The following is a 17,872-nucleotide window of genomic DNA, read 5'->3' on the forward strand; positions in this document are numbered from 1 at the left end:
GGGCCGAAAGGGCCCACATCACGGCACGGCAACCTGCCGCCTCCGGCAGCCCGGCGACGACAATTCCGCCGGGCCTGCACACCCTGCTGCGCCTGACATCACCCGGCGCAGCATCCACCGAAGCATACGCCAGCCAGTGCAGAATGCTGCTGGTTCATCTCTAATCACTTCGGTAATCAAAGAATTTAGAGTTGCTCTTCATCTATGATCCGCTATTCCATCCATCATTCCTTACGAATAACAGCACGAAAACAGCGGATTGGCGGGCCATACATGTCAGACCAGATGGCATCCTCGGGTTCTTTCACACTTAGCTTGCCCTCGATCGTCAGGCCGGTGACAGCCATAATCGTCTCCAGCAGATCCGGGCGCATTTCGGGCACATCAAACGTGGCAATCAACCGTCCGTCCGGCTTTAGCACCCTGGCGAATTCGCGAAAGGCCCGCAGCATCGTGCCTGTATCCAGATGCTCCAACACGGAGATACAGAATACGCTGTCAAACTTCTCGGATTCATACGGAAGCTGAGCCAGGTTGGCCTGCGCAAGATGCAATCTGTCCAGGCTCGATTCCGGCAGATCACGTGCTGCCTGCTCGCCAAAATCAGAAGCGATATCCAGCCGGATCGCTTCTTTGGATAAAATGCGCTCATCCCAATCACAGGCATGAACTTCCCGGCAGTACTCTGCCAGCCAAAATTTGAAGGGATGGGATATACCACAGGCGGCGTCGAGTACGACGTCCACCTGACGTGCAAACTGGCGCGCCCATTCGTATTCATACGGACGGCTCCACCATGCAGGATGCAGTGGAAAGACCAATGTATCCGTTTTGGGGTCACCCTCCCGAATGTATCTTGATTCTATAAAATCCGTTGCATTTGGCGTATCCATCATCCCCGAATTCCCTCCTTTAATCCTGCTTCTGCCAGAAAAGATTCCAATACCGTACTCCACCTGCGCCGCCAGTGGGATATATCGTAGGACAGCGCCGTCTCGCGGGCATAGATACCCAGCCGCTCCCGCTCGGCCCTGTCCTGAACGAGACGTACCAGCGCGGCGGTCAGCGCTTCTTCACCTGGAGGTACCAGCAGCCCGTTGAAGCCATCCTGAATCAGATCATTCAGCCCGCCGACATTGGAAGCAACAACTGGCAGCCCGCAGCTCATCGCTTCCAGACAAGCGTAGGACGTTCCTTCCGAGAAGACGGTCGGAATCACGGCGATATCTGCCTGATGGTAGGCCTCGCGTATATCCCGAAAATCATACGTGCGATGTTTGATTCGATCCGCATGGGGGTGCGTGCGATGCCAATAGCGGAACGATCGGCCCACCGTACTTCCTTCAACCAGTTCTCCGGCAAATTCGACCTCCAAATCGGGAAAGGCACCAAGCAGTCGGTCAGCCGCCAGCATCATTGGAATAATTCCCCGTTCCATGCTGATACGGCGCGGATATAGAATGCGCAGGGGACGCGGAGGGTTCACATGGATTGCAGTCGTTGTATCCTCGGCATGCTTCTTCAAATATTCACCCGTCAGCTCATCAGGCTGCGTACCAGCCCCGTTCTGTCTGATATCCCTCGAGTCCAGTTCTTCAGCAATCACGGTTACCTCGGCTCTGTCCGTCCGCACTATGCCGTCTCCATCGTTTCTTTCCCTGCCGGATGATGCAGCACTCAACCCGGAGATGATGGCTCCAGCATGATCTTCATGGCTTGCAAGATCTTTCTTCCATGCTGCCAGCCATTCCTCTTCCTGTTCATGCTCGAACGTACGCCTTGGCGGAGCAGGCGTGAAGTAGGAGGTATCCACTGCATTGGGAATGAGTACAACCTGACCGGGATCGGTAAACGTACAAGCAGCACGACAAAAGGTCTGAAAATGCGAATCTACCGACACAATGCGTACAAGTCCATCCAGTGCCAGCTGGATATGTTCAGCGACTTGCTGCTTGGTTTCCAGCGGCAGCGCAGGACGATCCCAGTTAATTCCGTGGCAGATGCCGAGACTCCCCGGCTTGTAGGCAATGGGCTGCCACAGGCAGCTTGCATAGATTACAGGTCCCCGTGCTGCTGCGGCCATTCGGGCAAAGGCTTCAGGCACATCATTCATATCGTAGGCATATCCATATACATCGATCTGTTCCGTACGAGTCTGAAATGCTTCAAAATAGGACAACTGATGAACCTCGGGGATGTGTCCCAATCCGCGGATTACGCTGCACAAATCAAGGACGTAACGCTCCAGCCCGCCCCCGAACACCCGGCTGAATTCACGGTTATATCCATCGGTGAAGCTGTGTGTCAATATGCTGACCACGCCCATCTCACTGCTCCTCCTTCCACGGAATCAGTCGGGGCTCCGGATCAAGAATCGATTCATAGTGTTCCAGGCTGCCCCACTCGCCGTGTGGATCAATTCGTTTATAACGCAAGTATTTCCGAACCCGATCCTCCAGACTTCCTGCCCAGCCAAGGTGCTGCACCTTCAATTCCGTGCTGATTCCGGGCAATACGGTACAGGGCAAGGGAAGACGAGGCACATGATGATTTTGCTGCGGATAAAAGTAGGGATAACCCGGCATATAACGAACCAAGGAAGCGGTATGCCGTCGGTGAAGCCCCCAAAGATTATCTTCCCGATAGTGGGTTCGGCCGCCCCACATATCGTAGAAGCGGAAAGCGATCCAGTCTGAATGCTCCTGATTAATCAGCGCGCGTATCGCTTTCTTGGCTTCCGTACTGTACAGCTCATCTGCATCGACCGAGAGCAACCAGTCTGGCGAGGTTCCAGCCGCTGCCTGCCACAGAGCGTTACGTAATCGCCATTCCTCCGCAAATAACGGCTTTTCCAACACTTCCAGGCGAACGACCTTTGGATAGGCTCTGCATATATCTGGTGTTCCATCGGTGCTGGCATCGTCCACAATGACGATCTCATCCACGAATTCACTCAGATCATTCAGCACTTCCTCCAGATATCGTCCGCGCTCGTTACGAACCTGTAGCATGGCGGTCAGTTTATTACCCTGACTTTTACGTACCCGACGAATCGAGAACGGCTCTCTGGATAGGCCCGTTTCCTGGTGTTTTGCAGCATACTGATCCCCTTGTCCCTCTGGGTCAGCGTGCAGCGATTCCGGCGTTTCAATTGGAGTATGCGTTGCTTCGGATCGTATATCCCTATGCACAATTGGTCCATTCACATGTTGTCTGCGTTTCTTCGGGTCCAGCATCATGGCACCTCCCCCAGCAATTGCTGGACGGCATGATCCAGCAGCTCCATTTCGACGACTCGGGCAAGAGCATCTTCATCCTCTAGCGCTATCTCCAAAAATTGTCTCACCGCTCCGTGTCGTTCTCCACGCAGCGCCAGGGCCAGACCCGACAACTGCCGATAATCCTGTCGGCTGGCGCTATCCTGAATATCCACTGCGTGCACTAAATCCAATGCATCTTCCACACGCCCAGTTTCCTGATAGATACGAAATTTCCAATGTCGTGCCGTTTCCCCGCCGAGTTCATCCAAAATGTGCAATGCATTTCCGTAATCATCATTCAGACGCAGCAGTTCTGCCCGGACGAGCTCGTCTTCTCCGGCCTCCAACCAGCGACAGAGCTGTTCATAATGGTGCCGTTCCTGCTCGTTGCCTGCGCTGATTCCATACACCTGCAACGCGTTCTCGATTTCCCCGGTCCTCGCATGAATTGCGGAGAGGAATCGATAGTGGGAGCTCACACAATCATTGCGGCCGTTTAATACTGCGTGGGAGAAGGCTTCCTTGAGAGAAGCGACCGCTCTGGAATCTTCGAGCACATATTCATAGGCGGCTAGCAAAAAGGAAATCGTCTCATGCGCTCCTGCTTTGGAGCGAAGCTGACGATAGAAGTCGGCGCGCACACTGCATTGTAGCTGGGTAACCGTATCCTGAACACCCGAGAGGGTCTGCCGCAGCGCATGCAGGAATAGCAGTTCATAGTCCCGGAGAGGGACTTCTAGATCATCCTTTTGCATGACACCAGCAGGGGTGGTATCCTCTCCATTTAGCCAGATGGCGCGTACACCCTGGAATACCAGTTTCATATAGCGTGTTTCTGAAGTGGCGCCCACCAGATCGGCGATACCAACCAGTCTTGAAATACAGCTCTCCCATAAGGGGGACTCTGCTTCTTCACCAACCGGCTCAGGAAGAAGCACAATACAGAGTTCCGGATTGAGCGAGGCTGTGGCGGTCAGCCAGTAGGGATGAGCAACTACTGCAACCGTACGGGGTTCCTGTAACAGTTGTTCAGCTTTGGGAAGCGTGATGACGGTGATATTCGCAGGCATTCCCTCGGGGCGCTCCAGGCTGCTGACATAATAGACAGGCCCTTCCGCGACCATCAGAGCAGCGATGTCTGGATAGGGAAAAGCAGACCATCCTCCCTTCCGGGGGAAAAGAACATAACGAAAGGGAGGAGGGGCCAGACTTGACTGTTCTGCATCTATCGCCTGATGAGGCTCCGGGTCCGGGATAGGAGACAGCTCTTCCATCGATGAATCACCTCACTTGTTTTGCATTTTTGTCCGTTCATGGATCGAAGCAGCACCATCTGATGATTATCGGATTGGCGTTGCTTTGCATGATATCAATGAGTCCAATGATTCAATATGTAATGCTTTTTTGCCCAGCGTATTTTATGCCTGACACTAACATATGGGCGTTGCGTCCCAAACATGAGCATCTTCCGTGAATAGACGAAGCTGGCAAGCCCGAAGATTAGGTTTAATTTTTTCTATTGTGTGACCATCGTCACTTTTTTTTGCTGTCATGGCAGGGTTTGTGATAATTGTCACATGTATAAAATAGCCTATCTGGCACAATACGTTCATCAATACGTGTTTGGCTGACAGAAACTGAAGAAGGGGCTTCAATGCCAAATACGAAAACTGCGATGTGAACAGAAAGAAGGGGTAACGGTATGGATCCGATCATGTTATCGCGTATCCAATATGCGCTCACAACGATTTTTCATTTCTTTTTTGTACCGCTGTCTATCGGCCTTGTGCTGCTGGTAGCGATTATGGAGACGTTGTACGTAGTGAAGGGTAAGGAAGTTTACAAAACGATGGCCAAATTCTGGGGAAAATTGTTCCTGATTAACTTTGCTGTCGGCGTGGTTACAGGCATTTTTCAAGAATTCCAGTTCGGTATGAACTGGTCCGAGTACTCCCGTTTTGTCGGGGATGTGTTCGGCGCGCCACTGGCGATTGAAGCCTTGTTGGCGTTTTTTATGGAGTCTACCTTTATTGGACTCTGGATATTTGGATGGGATCGTTTGTCCAAAAAAGTGCACTTGGTATGTATCTGGCTGGTGTTTGTCGGCACATTCCTGTCCGCGCTGTGGATTCTGGCAGCCAATTCATTCATGCAGCACCCGGTTGGCTTCGAGATTAATAATGGCCGTGCCGAGATGAATGATTTCTTTGCACTGATCACGAATGGTCAACTGCTGGTAGAGTTCCCGCACACGATCTTTGGTGCCCTGATGACAGGCGCATTTGTGGTAACCGGGATTAGTGCCTACAAGTTGATGAAGAAGCAGGATGTGGAGATTTTCCGCAAATCATTTAACATCGCCATCATTATTGGTCTGGTTTCCTCGCTGGGGGTTGCTTTCTCGGGTCACTTCCAGGCGCAATATCTGGTGGAGACGCAGCCGATGAAAATGGCTGCCAGTGAAGGAACATGGACGACAACGGAAGACCCTGCACCATGGACGGTGGTAGCCTTTATCGACCCGGACAAACAGGAGAATTCAGGCGAGATCAAGATCCCTGGATTGCTCAGTTATCTGTCCTACAGCAAGTTCTCCGGTAGTGTCAAAGGCATGAAGGAATTGCAGGCGGAGTATGAGCAGACGTATGGTCCAGGAGACTACATTCCGCCGGTACGGACGACATTCTGGAGCTTCCGTGTCATGATTGCTGCGGGTGGGCTAATGATTTTACTTGCTTTATACGGTACTTATCTGGCGATTCGACGGAAGCTGGAGGGGGCAGGCAAGTGGTTTATGCGCCTGATGGTGTTCGCCATTTCCCTGCCGTTTATCGCCAATACATCAGGTTGGATTATGACCGAGGTAGGAAGGCAGCCGTGGACGGTATTTGGTTATATGACGACTGAAGCGGGCGTGTCACCGAATGTGTCTGCAGGGCAGATTTTGTTCTCCACCATTGCGTTTACAGTCACTTATGCAATTCTGGGCGCTGTAATGGTCTATCTGTTCGTCCGTGAAATCAAAGCAGGACCATACGCAGTAGAGAAGCCGGAAGATCAAGACGAATCGGCCGATCCGTTCGGCATGGATGGGGGTTATTCTGTTGTCACTAAGTGAACTGTGGTTTTTGCTGATTGCCGTCTTGTTTGTCGGTTTCTTCTTTCTGGAAGGCTTTGATTTTGGCGTGGGTATGTCCACCGCAATTATCGGTAAAACGGATCGTGAACGTCGCACCCTGATCAACTCAATCGGCCCGTTCTGGGATGGTAACGAGGTATGGCTGATTACGGCGGGGGGTGCAATGTTTGCAGCCTTCCCACACTGGTATGCCACGCTGTTTAGCGGTTTTTATCTGCCGCTGGTTGTGGTGCTATTGGCCTTGATTGGTCGAGGGGTAGCCTTCGAATTCCGTAGCAAAATGAGACATGAACGTTGGCGCAAAACATGGGATGTCATCATCGTTGTCTCCAGTGCATTGCTACCGTTCCTGTTCGGCGTTGTATTTGCCACCTTGATGAAAGGTCTTCCTATTGATGCGCAGATGCAGCTTCGTCCCGGCATCCTGGACATCGTAAATCCGTATACGGTGGTAGGTGGTTTGAGCGTGACGTTGTTGTGTCTGGTGCATGGTTTGCTGTTTGCTTCATTACGGACCGTCGGAGATCTTAGAGAGCGTGCCCTGAATATGGCCAAAAAACTGATGCTGCCGCTGGCCGTGATCCTCGCGGTCTACGCTGTAATGACATACTTCATGACCGATGTGTTCGCCGTACGTGGCTGGGCACTCTGGATTATGGTTGTCCTAGGTGCTGCTTCATTGGGTTTGGCGGCTTACTTCGTGCGTCAGAAGCGTGAAGCCTGGGCCTTCGGCATGACGGGAGCCGTGATTGCAATCGCGTTTGCTTCCGTATTCATCGGCTTGTTCCCAAGGGTCATGGTGAGTTCAATGGGTTCGGCGTTTGACCTGACGGTCTACAATGCTTCATCCGGTGCATATTCGCTGAAAGTGATGACGATTGTAGCGTGTACGCTGCTTCCGTTTGTACTCGGCTATCAGATCTGGAGTTATTACATTTTCCGCAAACGTCTGAACGATCAGCATCACCTGGAGTACTAACATGGGCCGGGGGCTGCTGAAGCTGCCGGGCATCCGGCCGTTACTGGCGCTGGCCTCAGCGCTGGTACTGATGCAGGCGATGACAATTATCATGCAGGCCAAATGGCTGGCACAGGCCATTACGGCATTGTTTGAAGGTTCACCCGTAACGGAGCAGTACCCGGTGCTGCTGTGGTTCCTGGCCGCTTTTGCCGCCCGCTATGCCATCTCCTTCTGGTTGCAGCTCATCGCTTCGCGATATGCGGAGAAGACAGGAAACGATCTGCGCAGACAGATGGTGCAGCAGTGGTTCCGGCTGGGGCCGCGTTTTACCAAAACGGAAGGAACAGGGCACCTGGTAACGCTGGCCCGCGAAGGGACAGCCCAGTATAAGACGTATCTGGAACTGTTTATTCCCCGAATGCTGGGGATGGGGTTCACGCCAATCGTTATTCTGTTCTATGTCTTCAAACTGGATATGATGTCCGGGGTTATTTTGACGCTGACGCTGCCAATCCTGATCGTGTTTATGATTCTGGTGGGTTTGGCTGCACAGCGGAAGATCGATGGGCAGTTCAAGTCCTACAAAGCGCTGGCGAACCATTTCGTGGATACGCTGCGAGGACTGGAGACACTGAAAACACTGGGACAGAGCGGCAGACATGGAGAGACGATTATTCGGGTCAGCCAGCGTTATCGGAAGGCTACAATGTCTACGTTGCGCATGGCTTTTCTTTCTTCGTTTGCGCTCGATTTCTTCACCATGCTGTCGGTGGCCTCGGTGGCGGTTGGCTTGGGGCTGCGGCTGACGGAAGGACATATGCTGCTTGGACCAGCGCTGACTGTACTCATTCTCGCACCGGAATACTTCCTGCCTGTACGAATGGTAGGTGCAGATTACCATGCCACATTGGATGGCAAAGAGGCAGGAGAAGCGATAAGCCAGATGATTGAACGAGGGAAATTGGCCGAAAGTAAGCAGCAGGAAGCGTACACGAGCGCTGTTCTACATGGTGTGTCAGAAAAGAATGGAGAATTCTCTTCGTCTGAGCCTTCTTCTGGCCCAAGCGATGTGTCTCCATCCACTATTCGGGTGGTCTTGCGTGAGGTAAGTGCTCGAAGTGGCGTCGCTGCTCCCTCATCGAAATCCTTCTGGGAGGTGACCAGCAGATTGGCGCTCACCAACGTACAAGTGCGGCATGAAGATAATGGGCCATGCTCGCTGAATGATGTGACGTTTCAGGTTTCGGGACTTGAAAAAGTAGGAATTATCGGAGCCAGCGGAGCAGGGAAATCAACCTTGATTGATGTATTGGCAGGTTTCCAGCAGCTTACTTCAGGTCAAATCTTATACAACGGCCAGCCCCTACCTCCAGAGATGATGGAAAATTGGCGAAAACAAACGGCTGCTATCCCGCAGCATCCAACTATTTTCAGTGGCAGTTTGGCGGATAATGTTCGATTCTATATGCCCGAAGCTTCGGATGTGGAGGTGACTGACGCCATTTACGCAGCAGGTCTGCATAAGCTTGTCTCCTCTTTGCCGAATGGGTTGCAGGAGCCGATTGGGGCTGGGGGAAGGCAGCTCAGCGGCGGGCAGGAACAGCGGGTGGCTTTGGCGAGAGCTCTGCTTAGTGCGCGCCCGATCCTGCTGTTGGATGAGCCGACCGCGCATCTGGATGTGGAGACCGAGTATGAACTGAAACAGACGATGCTGCCGCTGTTTGAGGGTAAGCTGGTGTTTCTGGCAACACATCGACTGCACTGGATGCCGCATATGGATCGCATTATCGTGATGGATGGTGGCACGGTTGCGGAGACAGGAACACATGAGGAATTGTTGGCACGACAAGGCGTATATTACCAGATGATTCAGGCCCAAATGGAGGCGGTGTAAGATGAAAGCCGGATATGAGCAGACAGAAACAGCCCGGAGCGGTGACAAAAAGAATAGCTGGATCACTCCGTACGTGGCACAGTACCGCTGGAGACTCGGGGCAGTCATTGCGCTGGGGATATGCGCTACGTTATGTGCTGTGCTGCTGCTTTTCACCTCCGGGTTTCTGATCTCCAAGTCGGCCCTCCGTCCTGAAAATATTTTGATGGTGTATGTACCGATCGTGGGTGTTCGTGCATTTGGCATTTTCCGTGCCGTATTCCGGTATGCCGAACGTCTGGCCGGACATGATGCCGTTTTGCGTGTACTCGCGGATCAGCGCGTGAAGCTGTATCGGATTTTGGAGCCGCAGGCACTGTTCCTGCGCTCCCGCATGCAGACGGGAGACGTACTCGGTGCTCTCGCAGAGGACGTAGAACGACTGCAGGATATTTACCTGCGCACAGTATTTCCGGCGGTTACCGCGCTCGTGATGTACGGTGGAGCTGTTGTGGCTTTTGGCAGCGTTGATCTGGGGTTTGCGCTGTGGATGAGCTTGTATATGCTGTTTCTGGTTGCCGTGCTGCCTGCCATCTCACTCCGAGTGACGTGGAAATTGCGGGTGCAACTGAAACGGGAGAACGCCAAGTTATACACTCGTCTAACAGATGGTGTGCTTGGCCTTGGGGATTGGGTAGCGAGTGGACGAGCCGCTGAATTCGTACTTCGGCAGGAAGAGGCAGAAGGAAAGGCAGATATTATTCGGCTCCGATTACGGCAATGGACGCGCTGGCGTGATCTGATGGCTCAGTGCGTGATTGGACTAATGATCGTATCCGTAACATTATGGGCGGGAAGTGCGGCTTCTGCCGGGCAGCTGCCTGCGGTCATGATTGCTGCATTTGTGCTGGTGTTGTTTCCACTCACGGAAGCACTGCTGCCCGTAGGCGATGCCGTGGAACATATCCCGCAGTATCGTGAATCGCTGGAACGATTGCAGCACTTGGAAGGTGAAGAGCATAAGCCAGAACAGTCTGGAACCGAAGAAGCGAATACAGCAGCCAGAGCCAAAGAGGTTATGACCTCAGGTGTATCAGGCAGCAATCCGGTAGCTGGACAGCAGCAGGGTTCCCTAGAGCGCACGGAGAGTGCATCGGCCCGACGTATTCGCTTGCGTATTCCGCCGAGGCTGCGAGCTGATATTCAGATCGATCAGGTGAGTTATCGTTATACGCCAGATGCTCCATTTGCAGTGCAGGATGTATCCCTTCATCTTCCTCAGGGCAAACGTTTGGCTATTCTTGGCCGTAGTGGAGGAGGGAAGTCGACCCTCCTGAAGCTGATTCAGGGCACGTTGCTCCCATCCGTCGGGAACGTGTTAATCAATGATCTTCCGGTACAGACGTTAGGCGAGAATGTAACGGATGTCATTGCAGTGCTGAATCAAAGTCCGCATCTATTTGATACAACGGTAGCCAACAACTTGCGGATCGGTCGTCCACATGCAACAGATGAGGAGATCCAGCGAGTGGCTATGCAAGTAGGCCTATCCGACCTTATTGAATCTTTACCACAGGGTTATCATACTCCGATGCTGGAGACAGGACTTCGTTTCTCTGGTGGAGAAAGACAGCGGATTGCGTTGGCCCGGGTACTGCTTCGCCAAACGCCTGTCGTTATTTTCGATGAACCGACCGTAGGTCTTGATCCTGTGACGGAACGAGCGCTCATGCGAACCATTCTGGACAGCATGCAGGGCAAAACGATGATCTGGGTCACCCATCATCTGATGGGAGCAGAACGGATGGATGAAGTTATTTTTATGGAAAATGGACAGATCACCATGCAGGGTTCTCACGAACAATTGCTGGATCGGGAAGAGCGCTACCGCCGTCTCCTCGAACTTGATCGACCGGGATGGGCAGATGGGCAGCAACCTGCGGTTCCGCTGCCACCTGTAGCTTCAAGATAAGGGCGAATATAAGGTGCAGGTAGGGGCAGGTATCGGATAGGGTAGAGTGCGTAGATAGAGGTTTGTGCACGACACGTTAGCTACTCCGTTAGAAGGTTAATTCGCTTACTTAGCGACATAGCAAAGAGACGAGCCACATAAGCAGTGGGCTCGTCTCTTTTGTTTACAACCTTATGTTGTAACGTTTCTAATATTTACATCTCTACCAGCATCAAAATAATGGACGAGAGGCAAAGGCAAGTACTGATGAGATACAGGACGCCAACCACCTGTTTGTGATTCAGGCCAGCACGCAACAAGCGATAATGTGCTTGACTTGCATCTGCCTGATAGATGGCTTTGCCTTGGATGAAACGTTTGATGACCACGAAAATATTGTCGAAGATCGGCACACCGAGTGCCAGAATCGGGATGAAAATGGACAGCATGGTCGCTTGTTTGAATGCACCGTCCAGGGCGATTACCGCCAGAATAAAGCCGAGAAACGTAGCCCCTGCATCTCCCATGAACACCTTGGCGGGAGCTTTGTTATATTTCAGATAACCGAGAGTTACGCCAACCAGGGTAATGGCCATGAGGGCAGAATCCGTTTGGCCTTTGGTCATTGCAACGATGAACAACGTAATGGCCGAGATAGCGGACAAACCGCCTGCCAGCCCATCCATGCCATCCGTGAAGTTAATGACTGTCGTCACACCGAAGATCCACAGGATCGTCAGAATGAATTGCAGCCAGATCGGGAGCATGATGTATTCGGAGTTGAAGGGATTCACGAATCCCGTGAAAGCAATGCCGGAAGCAAATACGAGCACGGCCGCCGAGACCTGAATAATCATCTTGGGCAGGGCAGGGAAGTCTTTGCCTTTGGTTTTGTACCAGTCATCGACTGTGCCAATCGTTAACAGCAGCATGCCGCCAGCGACCAGGGCCGCGGTTTCCCATGAAATTTCTTTCGTCAGAACAATGTATGTCAGGAAGAATCCAGTAAATATCGCGTAACTCGCCGTCAGTGGAATGGGCTGCCTGTGCAGCTTGCGCTCCACGTCTTGCCGGGGCTTGTCCACAAAATCGAGCCGATGTGCCAGTCGACCAAGCGGCGGAATAAGCAGAACCACGACAGCAAAAGACAGCATAAAAGCCAGTATGTATACCATAAATTCGCTTGATTCACTCCTATCTACCAATTTCCCCTATTATACGAGCTAAACAGGAAATCTGTCGATGTCATTATTGTAACCATGGGCAAGATGCGCAGCTCTTCATTTTACTACTGTTCGGTTCTAGGCTGCCTCTGATCTTATATTTGAGTATATTTAGTGTGTTCTTCCCTTGGTGAAAAACCAACCGCCAGCCACGAAAACGAAGAAAAGCACAAGATTAAATCCGACGCCTTGGAGTAGTGAGTCGTTGAATATCAATGCTTCGAAAAAAGAAACAACATGAGTGCGTAGCGCAGGAATTGCCGTTCCGGTCGGAATCGCCACAATGAACAGCACCCACAGCAGCCAACCAACAAGGTGGTGGTAGCCGGAGATCAGCATGCTTAGGAGCGCCATCGTCATCAAATAAAAAATGGTTTGATAGAGAAAAGAACCTGCCACGCCAAACTCATTCCAATGAAACGCTTCAATGAGATTAACGGTGTTTTTGTGGAGCAGGCTCACTTCAAGCATGGGCCATAAAGAATTGAATAAAGCAAGGGCCATTGCCCACACGGCATAAACGAATTGAAGCCCGAAAAAATATTGTTTTCGGCTTGCACCTAAATGCACGATGCGGTTGTAATAACTAAGCGGAAGTACGATTGCGATAATGAGCAAAATAAGCAGTAGCAGGTTGCCATCCGCAAGTCCTCTGTTTTGGCTGCTGTCTGTAAAAAGGCCAACAATGAATTCCGCCAACCTGCCAAGGAGGATCAAATTAATGACCATCCATATGTATATCCTCAATTGCAAATAGGTTGCCTTTAAATGTACGGACATTGCCCCCAATTTAACGACCTCCTTCAATCAAATACGAAAAAAACTTCTGAAGCGTCAAATTTTCAATAGTTATGTCTAGTTTGCGGGCATGCAGCCTGTCCTCATCGTTAAATTTTTCGTGAATGGCGGCAAGCTTCCCATGGCCGTAGGACTCTGTATGTAATACTCGCTTTCCTTTTGTAAACAAGGCAACGGCATCCGAATTTCCACGAATCAAATAAGCTGCCATGCGTATCCGATTCATCTCGTCATGAAGCAGGATGGAACCCTCATCAATGATATAAACTCGCTCTGCGATTGGGGCGATTTCATCAATCAAATGCGTAGAAAGTAAAATCGTACGGGGGTGATTGGCGTAATCCTCCAAAAGCTCTTTGTAAAACCTTTCCCGCATCAATACATCGAGTCCAAGCACTGGTTCGTCGAATAATGTCAACGACGATCGGCTAGACAGACCGATGATGTTTCCTACGAGTGATTCTGTGCCTCTTGAGAGCTGCTTGATTTTTTTGTTGGGATCGAGCCCAAACGTTTGAAGCAGCTTATGAGCAAACGTCCAATCCCAATTGGGATGAAAATTTGCAGCGAACTGCAAAATCTCAATCAATCGCGCTCCTCCAAATAACTTGTTATTCTCCCGTACGAAACAGCAATCTTCTGGGAGGACTCCTTTACCCAGCTTTTTACCTCTTACCTCAATGGTGCCGTCGTTCGCGAAAAGTCCACCTGCTATGATGTTTAGCAAGGTTGTTTTGCCAGCGCCGTTTCGTCCGAGCAAGCCGTAAATAACGTTTTCCTCGAGCTGTATATCCAGATCCCGTAAAGCATAGGTTCGACCATATTTCTTATTTAATTTGTCGCAACTGACCAAGATGCTCACAATGAATTCATTCCTTCCTTAATTGTTTAATCATCTCAATGATCTCCTCTGTTGCCAGTTCAAGTTTGTCAGCTTCACATATGAGATTGGATAGCAATTCCTTATAAAAACGATTTCTTCGCTGATTCTTAATCTTTTGTTTGGCATCAGACGAGACATACATGCCAAGCCCTCTTTTTTTATACAATATTTCTTCATTTACGAGCAGGCCGATCCCCTTCACAACAGTCGCTGGATTGATTTGAAAGAGCTGAGAAAACTGAGCAACGGAAAGAATTTGCTCGTCCTCTCGGTAAGTTCCGTTGAGAATATCGTCCTCAATGATATCTGCAACTTGTTGAAAAATTGGTTGCTTTTCGTCGAAAGTGACGTTCATTACCTCACCACTCAGCATTGTAGTTTGTTACACATCTAGCAGGAAAAGATAACTTATATGCGAAAATTTGTCAATAAACAATGATTCTGAAGGGTAAGTGATGATTTTTTTTACACAGAGTCCAGTTATTGACAATTGATTGCGATGGAATTATAGTATGCTACATGAGTGACATACTCATACACTAACATACCTACATAAATAAAAATATACTTGCCAAAGGGAGCTCCAAAAGTATGACAAATAGATAACGGGGAGAGAGAATTTATGAAAACATTAATCGAATTTAAAAACGTAACGAAAGAATACAAAATTGGCGAAGTGCCAATCAAGGCGCTGAACGGCGTTGACTTTTCCATCAACGAGGGCGAATTCGTCGTTGTTCTAGGTGCAAGCGGAGCAGGCAAAAGCACGATTCTGAATATACTTGGTGGCATGGATACGGCTACCTCGGGTAAAGTGACTGTTGGCGATAAGGATATTACTGGCTTTAACGAGAAGAAGCTTACGGGATATCGCGCCGAGAAGGTAGGATTTGTCTTTCAATTCTATAACTTAATCCCCAATTTGAATGCTTTAGAAAACGTTGAATTTGCCACTGAAGTATGTAAAAACCATTTGGATGCCAAAGAGATATTAAATAAAGTCGGCTTAAATAATCGGATAAAAAACTTCCCGTCCCAGCTCTCCGGAGGAGAACAGCAGCGAGTTGCTATAGCACGCGCCGTTGCAAAGAACCCTTTGCTATTGCTATGCGATGAGCCGACCGGTGCTTTGGATTATGTGACCGGCAAGTCCGTTTTGAAGCTACTTCAGGATTTGAATACGGAAACGAAAAAGTGTGTTGTGCTGGTCACGCATAACTCCGCGATTGTGCCGATGGCGGATAAAATCATTCGAGTAAAAAGTGGGAGAATCGAAAGCGTAACAGTTAATGAGCATAAACAAAGCGTTGAAGGGATTGAGTGGTGATGAAATTACTAAAAAAATTGTTAAGGGATATCAAGCAATCAATCGGTCAATTCCTGGCCTTTGTATTGGTTATCACCATAGGGGCTTTTTTCTACACGGGGCTAGTTACGTTAAGTGATAACCTTAGCTCTTATTCGAAGGATTACTTTCAAACACATAATTTAAGTGACTTAAACGTTTACTACGACCAATTATCCAAGCAGGATATGTCGAAGTTGAGTGGAATTGAAGGGATAAAGAAGGTTGAGGGACGGTATACCTTTGATGCGGCGCAATCATTTGGTGATACGAAAGCAGCTTTAAAGATCCATTCCATCCCCGCGGTCAATAGCATTAATACGCCTACGATAGTTGAAGGCAAGATTCCCTCCAGCATGGATGAAATCTTGCTGGATTCCCATTACGCTAGGGAACATCAGTACAGTGTTGGAAATCAAATAAATTTAATTGTTAATAACGCGAATGTGGCATTTACCATCAGTGGTTTGGGGGAAAATGTGGAATATGCCAAAAAAAATGAAACCCAAGATCATAAAACTTTTGGATTCGCATATGTGGCTGAAGCGGGAATTCCTCGAATCGCCGGTAACCTTTATTATAATGAGGTTTTGATTGATGCGGAAGAAGGATACAATATAGAACGATTAGGCCAAAACGTTGAAGCGCAGTCCCAACAGCTTTCTTATGTAAGTCAAATAAGTAAAGAGCGAACATTCAATTACTCGCAGCTTCAACAAACAGTCTATAACAATAAATTGATGAGTAAGGTTATTCCGCTAGTTCTCTTTATAATCGAAGCGATCATTCTCTTCCTCACCATGTCTCGGATCATCGATTCGCAAAGGAACCAGGTAGGAATCATGAAGGCTTTAGGAGTGAAGAACAGCAGCATCATGCTCCATTACATGGGGTTCCCGATACTGGTCGGTATCATAGGTTCCATTCTTGGTTGTATCGTTTCGGCAATCATATTTGTTCCAATGATTGAGGCGTCAAATGCTAGATCCTACTCGTTGCCGAACATAACATTCTCCTTATCCCCCTTCTCGATCATTATGCCTATCCTGTTCTCGAGTGCATTCGGCATGCTGGCTTGTTACTTGAGCGGCATAGGTATTCTGCGAGAACACGCAGCACAGGCGATGAGGCCCAAACCGCCGAGGAAGATGAAAAAACTGCTTATTGAACGGCTTCCGAAAATGTGGGGACGTATTTCCTATAGCAATAAACTTATTTTGAGAAACATCTTTCTTAATAAGCAAAAGGCGATAGCAAGCTCGGTAGGCGTTGTGGTGAGCACGGTGTTGTTGATCACTGCGTTCGGTACTCAAACGTCCTTACAAAGGGTCGCGGACCAGATCGAAGAGGTGAATACCTATGATCTGAAGGTCGAATACACGAAAGGCGCAGAGCTAGAAAAGGTGGAGTTACCCACCGGGATTAAAAGCAGCTATGTCCAATCGACCTTTCCTGTGGAGTTTACCAAGGGCGATGAACATGAGAATGCCACGTTGACCGTTACGGAGAAGGACAATACTCTTATCCAATTTTTCGACGAGAAAGACAATCCGATGACGCTTATGGACAGCGGCGTGCTGATACCCAAATCGTATGCAAATCAATATAAAGTTACGATAGGGGACACGATTCAAATTCGATTTACCGATCCGTCGTTTGAAAATAAAACGGTCGATATGAAGGTTGCACAAATATCCAATCAGTATTCCAATCCATCTTTCTTTTGTTCGATAGCGTATCTGAATAGTTTTGACATCGACTATAAGCCAACATCGATTCTAGTAAAAGCCAACAATGCCGCAGAGCTTCCTAACGTTCGACAGTTTTTTGAACAAGATAGCCAGGTAGATACAATCGCGGATAAAGATGATTTGAAAAAATCTGCACAATTTATTATGAAGCAAAATAGTTTTATCTTCATTATGTTTATCATTAGTGCTGTTATTCTTTCGTTCGGCGCCATCTACACCATATCCTCCATCAACATTTATGAAAGGAATCGCGAGCTGGCTACTCTTAAGGTATTGGGTTATCAAAAATATAAAATAAATCGACTTATCTTTTCTGAGAATATGATACTCACCACCTTTGCGGTCATTATAGCTCTGCCGATCAGCGTATACATGTATTCGATTATTATTGAGGCATTGTCGAGTACCCATCAACAAATTCCGGATCAAATAAATATTTTTGTTATGCTGGTATCAATCATGATTGCATTTTTGCTTACCACGCTCTCTAACTTGATGCTTCAGAGAAAGGTATCCCGAATTAATATGATTGAATCGTTAAAAAGTTTAGAATAAATCGGGCAGGACGGGGCGTCTAGTACTGCATAGTTTAAATGCATAATCCGTTTTATTGGTGTTTGGGGTTGAATCGGGTAGTAAAGAGTGAATTATTGCCAATTATATAAAAAACGACAAGTGTGAATTGATT

At 49.1% G+C, this 17,872-nt stretch carries 14 protein-coding genes; 6 read left to right on the forward strand and 8 right to left on the reverse strand.

Annotated elements, in window-relative coordinates:
• Positions 1-224: 224 nt before the first annotated feature.
• The 4 genes from AMS66_RS21185 to AMS66_RS21200 are packed head-to-tail and all read right to left on the reverse strand — an operon-like array spanning position 225 to position 4,534.
• Positions 225-896, reverse strand: coding sequence for a class I SAM-dependent methyltransferase (locus AMS66_RS21185; protein ID WP_053782668.1), 672 nt, complete (start codon positions 894-896; stop codon positions 225-227).
• Positions 893-2,326, reverse strand: coding sequence for a glycosyltransferase family 4 protein (locus AMS66_RS21190; RefSeq protein WP_053782669.1), 1,434 nt, complete (start codon positions 2,324-2,326; stop codon positions 893-895). Before AMS66_RS21190 ends, AMS66_RS21185 begins: the two co-directional genes overlap by 4 nt.
• Before the next feature lies 1 nt (position 2,327).
• On the reverse strand, positions 2,328-3,239 hold the full coding sequence (locus AMS66_RS21195; RefSeq protein WP_236703555.1) for a glycosyltransferase: 912 nt from the start codon (positions 3,237-3,239) through the stop codon (positions 2,328-2,330).
• Positions 3,236-4,534 (reverse strand): tetratricopeptide repeat protein, encoded by a 1,299-nt coding sequence (locus AMS66_RS21200; protein ID WP_053782670.1) that lies wholly within the window; start codon positions 4,532-4,534, stop codon positions 3,236-3,238. The genes AMS66_RS21195 and AMS66_RS21200 overlap by 4 nt, the downstream gene beginning before the upstream one ends.
• A gap of 428 nt (positions 4,535-4,962) precedes the next feature.
• Here AMS66_RS21200 and AMS66_RS21210 point away from each other — a divergent pair, with 428 nt between their 5' ends.
• Genes AMS66_RS21210 through cydC form a run of 4 tightly spaced genes read left to right on the forward strand, consistent with a single transcriptional unit; the run spans position 4,963 to position 11,205 of the window.
• Positions 4,963-6,378, forward strand: a complete 1,416-nt coding sequence (locus AMS66_RS21210; RefSeq protein ID WP_053782672.1) for a cytochrome ubiquinol oxidase subunit I — start codon at positions 4,963-4,965, stop codon at positions 6,376-6,378.
• Positions 6,362-7,378: a cytochrome d ubiquinol oxidase subunit II gene (cydB, locus tag AMS66_RS21215; RefSeq protein WP_053782901.1), complete on the forward strand. Its 1,017-nt coding sequence runs from the start codon at positions 6,362-6,364 to the stop codon at positions 7,376-7,378. The genes AMS66_RS21210 and cydB overlap by 17 nt, the downstream gene beginning before the upstream one ends.
• 1 nt (position 7,379) lies before the next feature.
• Positions 7,380-9,254 carry a thiol reductant ABC exporter subunit CydD gene (gene cydD / locus AMS66_RS21220; protein ID WP_053782673.1) on the forward strand — a complete coding sequence of 625 codons (1,875 nt, stop codon included), beginning with the start codon at positions 7,380-7,382 and terminating at the stop codon, positions 9,252-9,254.
• A gap of 1 nt (position 9,255) precedes the next feature.
• On the forward strand, positions 9,256-11,205 hold the full coding sequence (gene cydC, locus AMS66_RS21225; RefSeq protein WP_053782674.1) for a thiol reductant ABC exporter subunit CydC: 1,950 nt from the start codon (positions 9,256-9,258) through the stop codon (positions 11,203-11,205).
• A gap of 194 nt (positions 11,206-11,399) precedes the next feature.
• Here the strand turns inward: cydC and AMS66_RS21230 are convergent, their stop codons facing one another.
• The 4 genes from AMS66_RS21230 to AMS66_RS21245 form a co-directional block, all read right to left on the reverse strand.
• Complete coding sequence (locus tag AMS66_RS21230) at positions 11,400-12,359, reverse strand: MraY family glycosyltransferase (RefSeq protein WP_053782675.1); 960 nt, start codon at positions 12,357-12,359, stop codon at positions 11,400-11,402.
• A gap of 159 nt (positions 12,360-12,518) precedes the next feature.
• Positions 12,519-13,187: a hypothetical protein gene (locus tag AMS66_RS21235; RefSeq protein WP_236703574.1), complete on the reverse strand. Its 669-nt coding sequence runs from the start codon at positions 13,185-13,187 to the stop codon at positions 12,519-12,521.
• Positions 13,188-13,197: 10 nt separating this feature from the next.
• Positions 13,198-14,067 (reverse strand): ATP-binding cassette domain-containing protein, encoded by an 870-nt coding sequence (locus AMS66_RS21240; RefSeq protein ID WP_053782677.1) that lies wholly within the window; start codon positions 14,065-14,067, stop codon positions 13,198-13,200.
• Positions 14,068-14,074: 7 nt separating this feature from the next.
• Positions 14,075-14,443 (reverse strand): GntR family transcriptional regulator, encoded by a 369-nt coding sequence (locus AMS66_RS21245; RefSeq protein WP_236703556.1) that lies wholly within the window; start codon positions 14,441-14,443, stop codon positions 14,075-14,077.
• Between the two features lie 267 nt (positions 14,444-14,710).
• Here AMS66_RS21245 and AMS66_RS21250 point away from each other — a divergent pair, with 267 nt between their 5' ends.
• Together AMS66_RS21250 and AMS66_RS21255 are read left to right on the forward strand one after the other, a co-directional pair.
• Positions 14,711-15,415, forward strand: a complete 705-nt coding sequence (locus tag AMS66_RS21250; RefSeq protein ID WP_053782679.1) for an ABC transporter ATP-binding protein — start codon at positions 14,711-14,713, stop codon at positions 15,413-15,415.
• The gene (locus AMS66_RS21255; protein WP_053782680.1) at positions 15,415-17,739 is read left to right on the forward strand and encodes an ABC transporter permease; all 2,325 of its coding nucleotides are present in this window, start codon (positions 15,415-15,417) and stop codon (positions 17,737-17,739) included. Before AMS66_RS21250 ends, AMS66_RS21255 begins: the two co-directional genes overlap by 1 nt.
• Positions 17,740-17,872: the final 133 nt, after the last annotated feature.

The organism is Paenibacillus xylanivorans (genome assembly GCF_001280595.1).
Taxonomy (GTDB): Bacteria; Bacillota; Bacilli; order Paenibacillales; family Paenibacillaceae; genus Paenibacillus; species Paenibacillus xylanivorans.

Coding starts and splice junctions, on each gene's coding strand:
- AMS66_RS21200 (WP_053782670.1), bottom strand. CDS start 4,534: ATGGAAGAGCTGTCTCCTATCCCGGACCCGGAGCCTCATCAGGCGATA.
- AMS66_RS21230 (WP_053782675.1), bottom strand. CDS start 12,359: ATGGTATACATACTGGCTTTTATGCTGTCTTTTGCTGTCGTGGTTCTG.
- AMS66_RS21245 (WP_236703556.1), bottom strand. CDS start 14,443: ATGAACGTCACTTTCGACGAAAAGCAACCAATTTTTCAACAAGTTGCA.
- AMS66_RS21195 (WP_236703555.1), bottom strand. CDS start 3,239: ATGATGCTGGACCCGAAGAAACGCAGACAACATGTGAATGGACCAATT.
- AMS66_RS21250 (WP_053782679.1), top strand. CDS start 14,711: ATGAAAACATTAATCGAATTTAAAAACGTAACGAAAGAATACAAAATT.
- cydC (WP_053782674.1), top strand. CDS start 9,256: ATGAAAGCCGGATATGAGCAGACAGAAACAGCCCGGAGCGGTGACAAA.
- AMS66_RS21190 (WP_053782669.1), bottom strand. CDS start 2,326: ATGGGCGTGGTCAGCATATTGACACACAGCTTCACCGATGGATATAAC.
- AMS66_RS21185 (WP_053782668.1), bottom strand. CDS start 896: ATGATGGATACGCCAAATGCAACGGATTTTATAGAATCAAGATACATT.
- cydD (WP_053782673.1), top strand. CDS start 7,380: ATGGGCCGGGGGCTGCTGAAGCTGCCGGGCATCCGGCCGTTACTGGCG.
- AMS66_RS21210 (WP_053782672.1), top strand. CDS start 4,963: ATGGATCCGATCATGTTATCGCGTATCCAATATGCGCTCACAACGATT.
- AMS66_RS21255 (WP_053782680.1), top strand. CDS start 15,415: ATGAAATTACTAAAAAAATTGTTAAGGGATATCAAGCAATCAATCGGT.
- AMS66_RS21235 (WP_236703574.1), bottom strand. CDS start 13,187: ATGTCCGTACATTTAAAGGCAACCTATTTGCAATTGAGGATATACATA.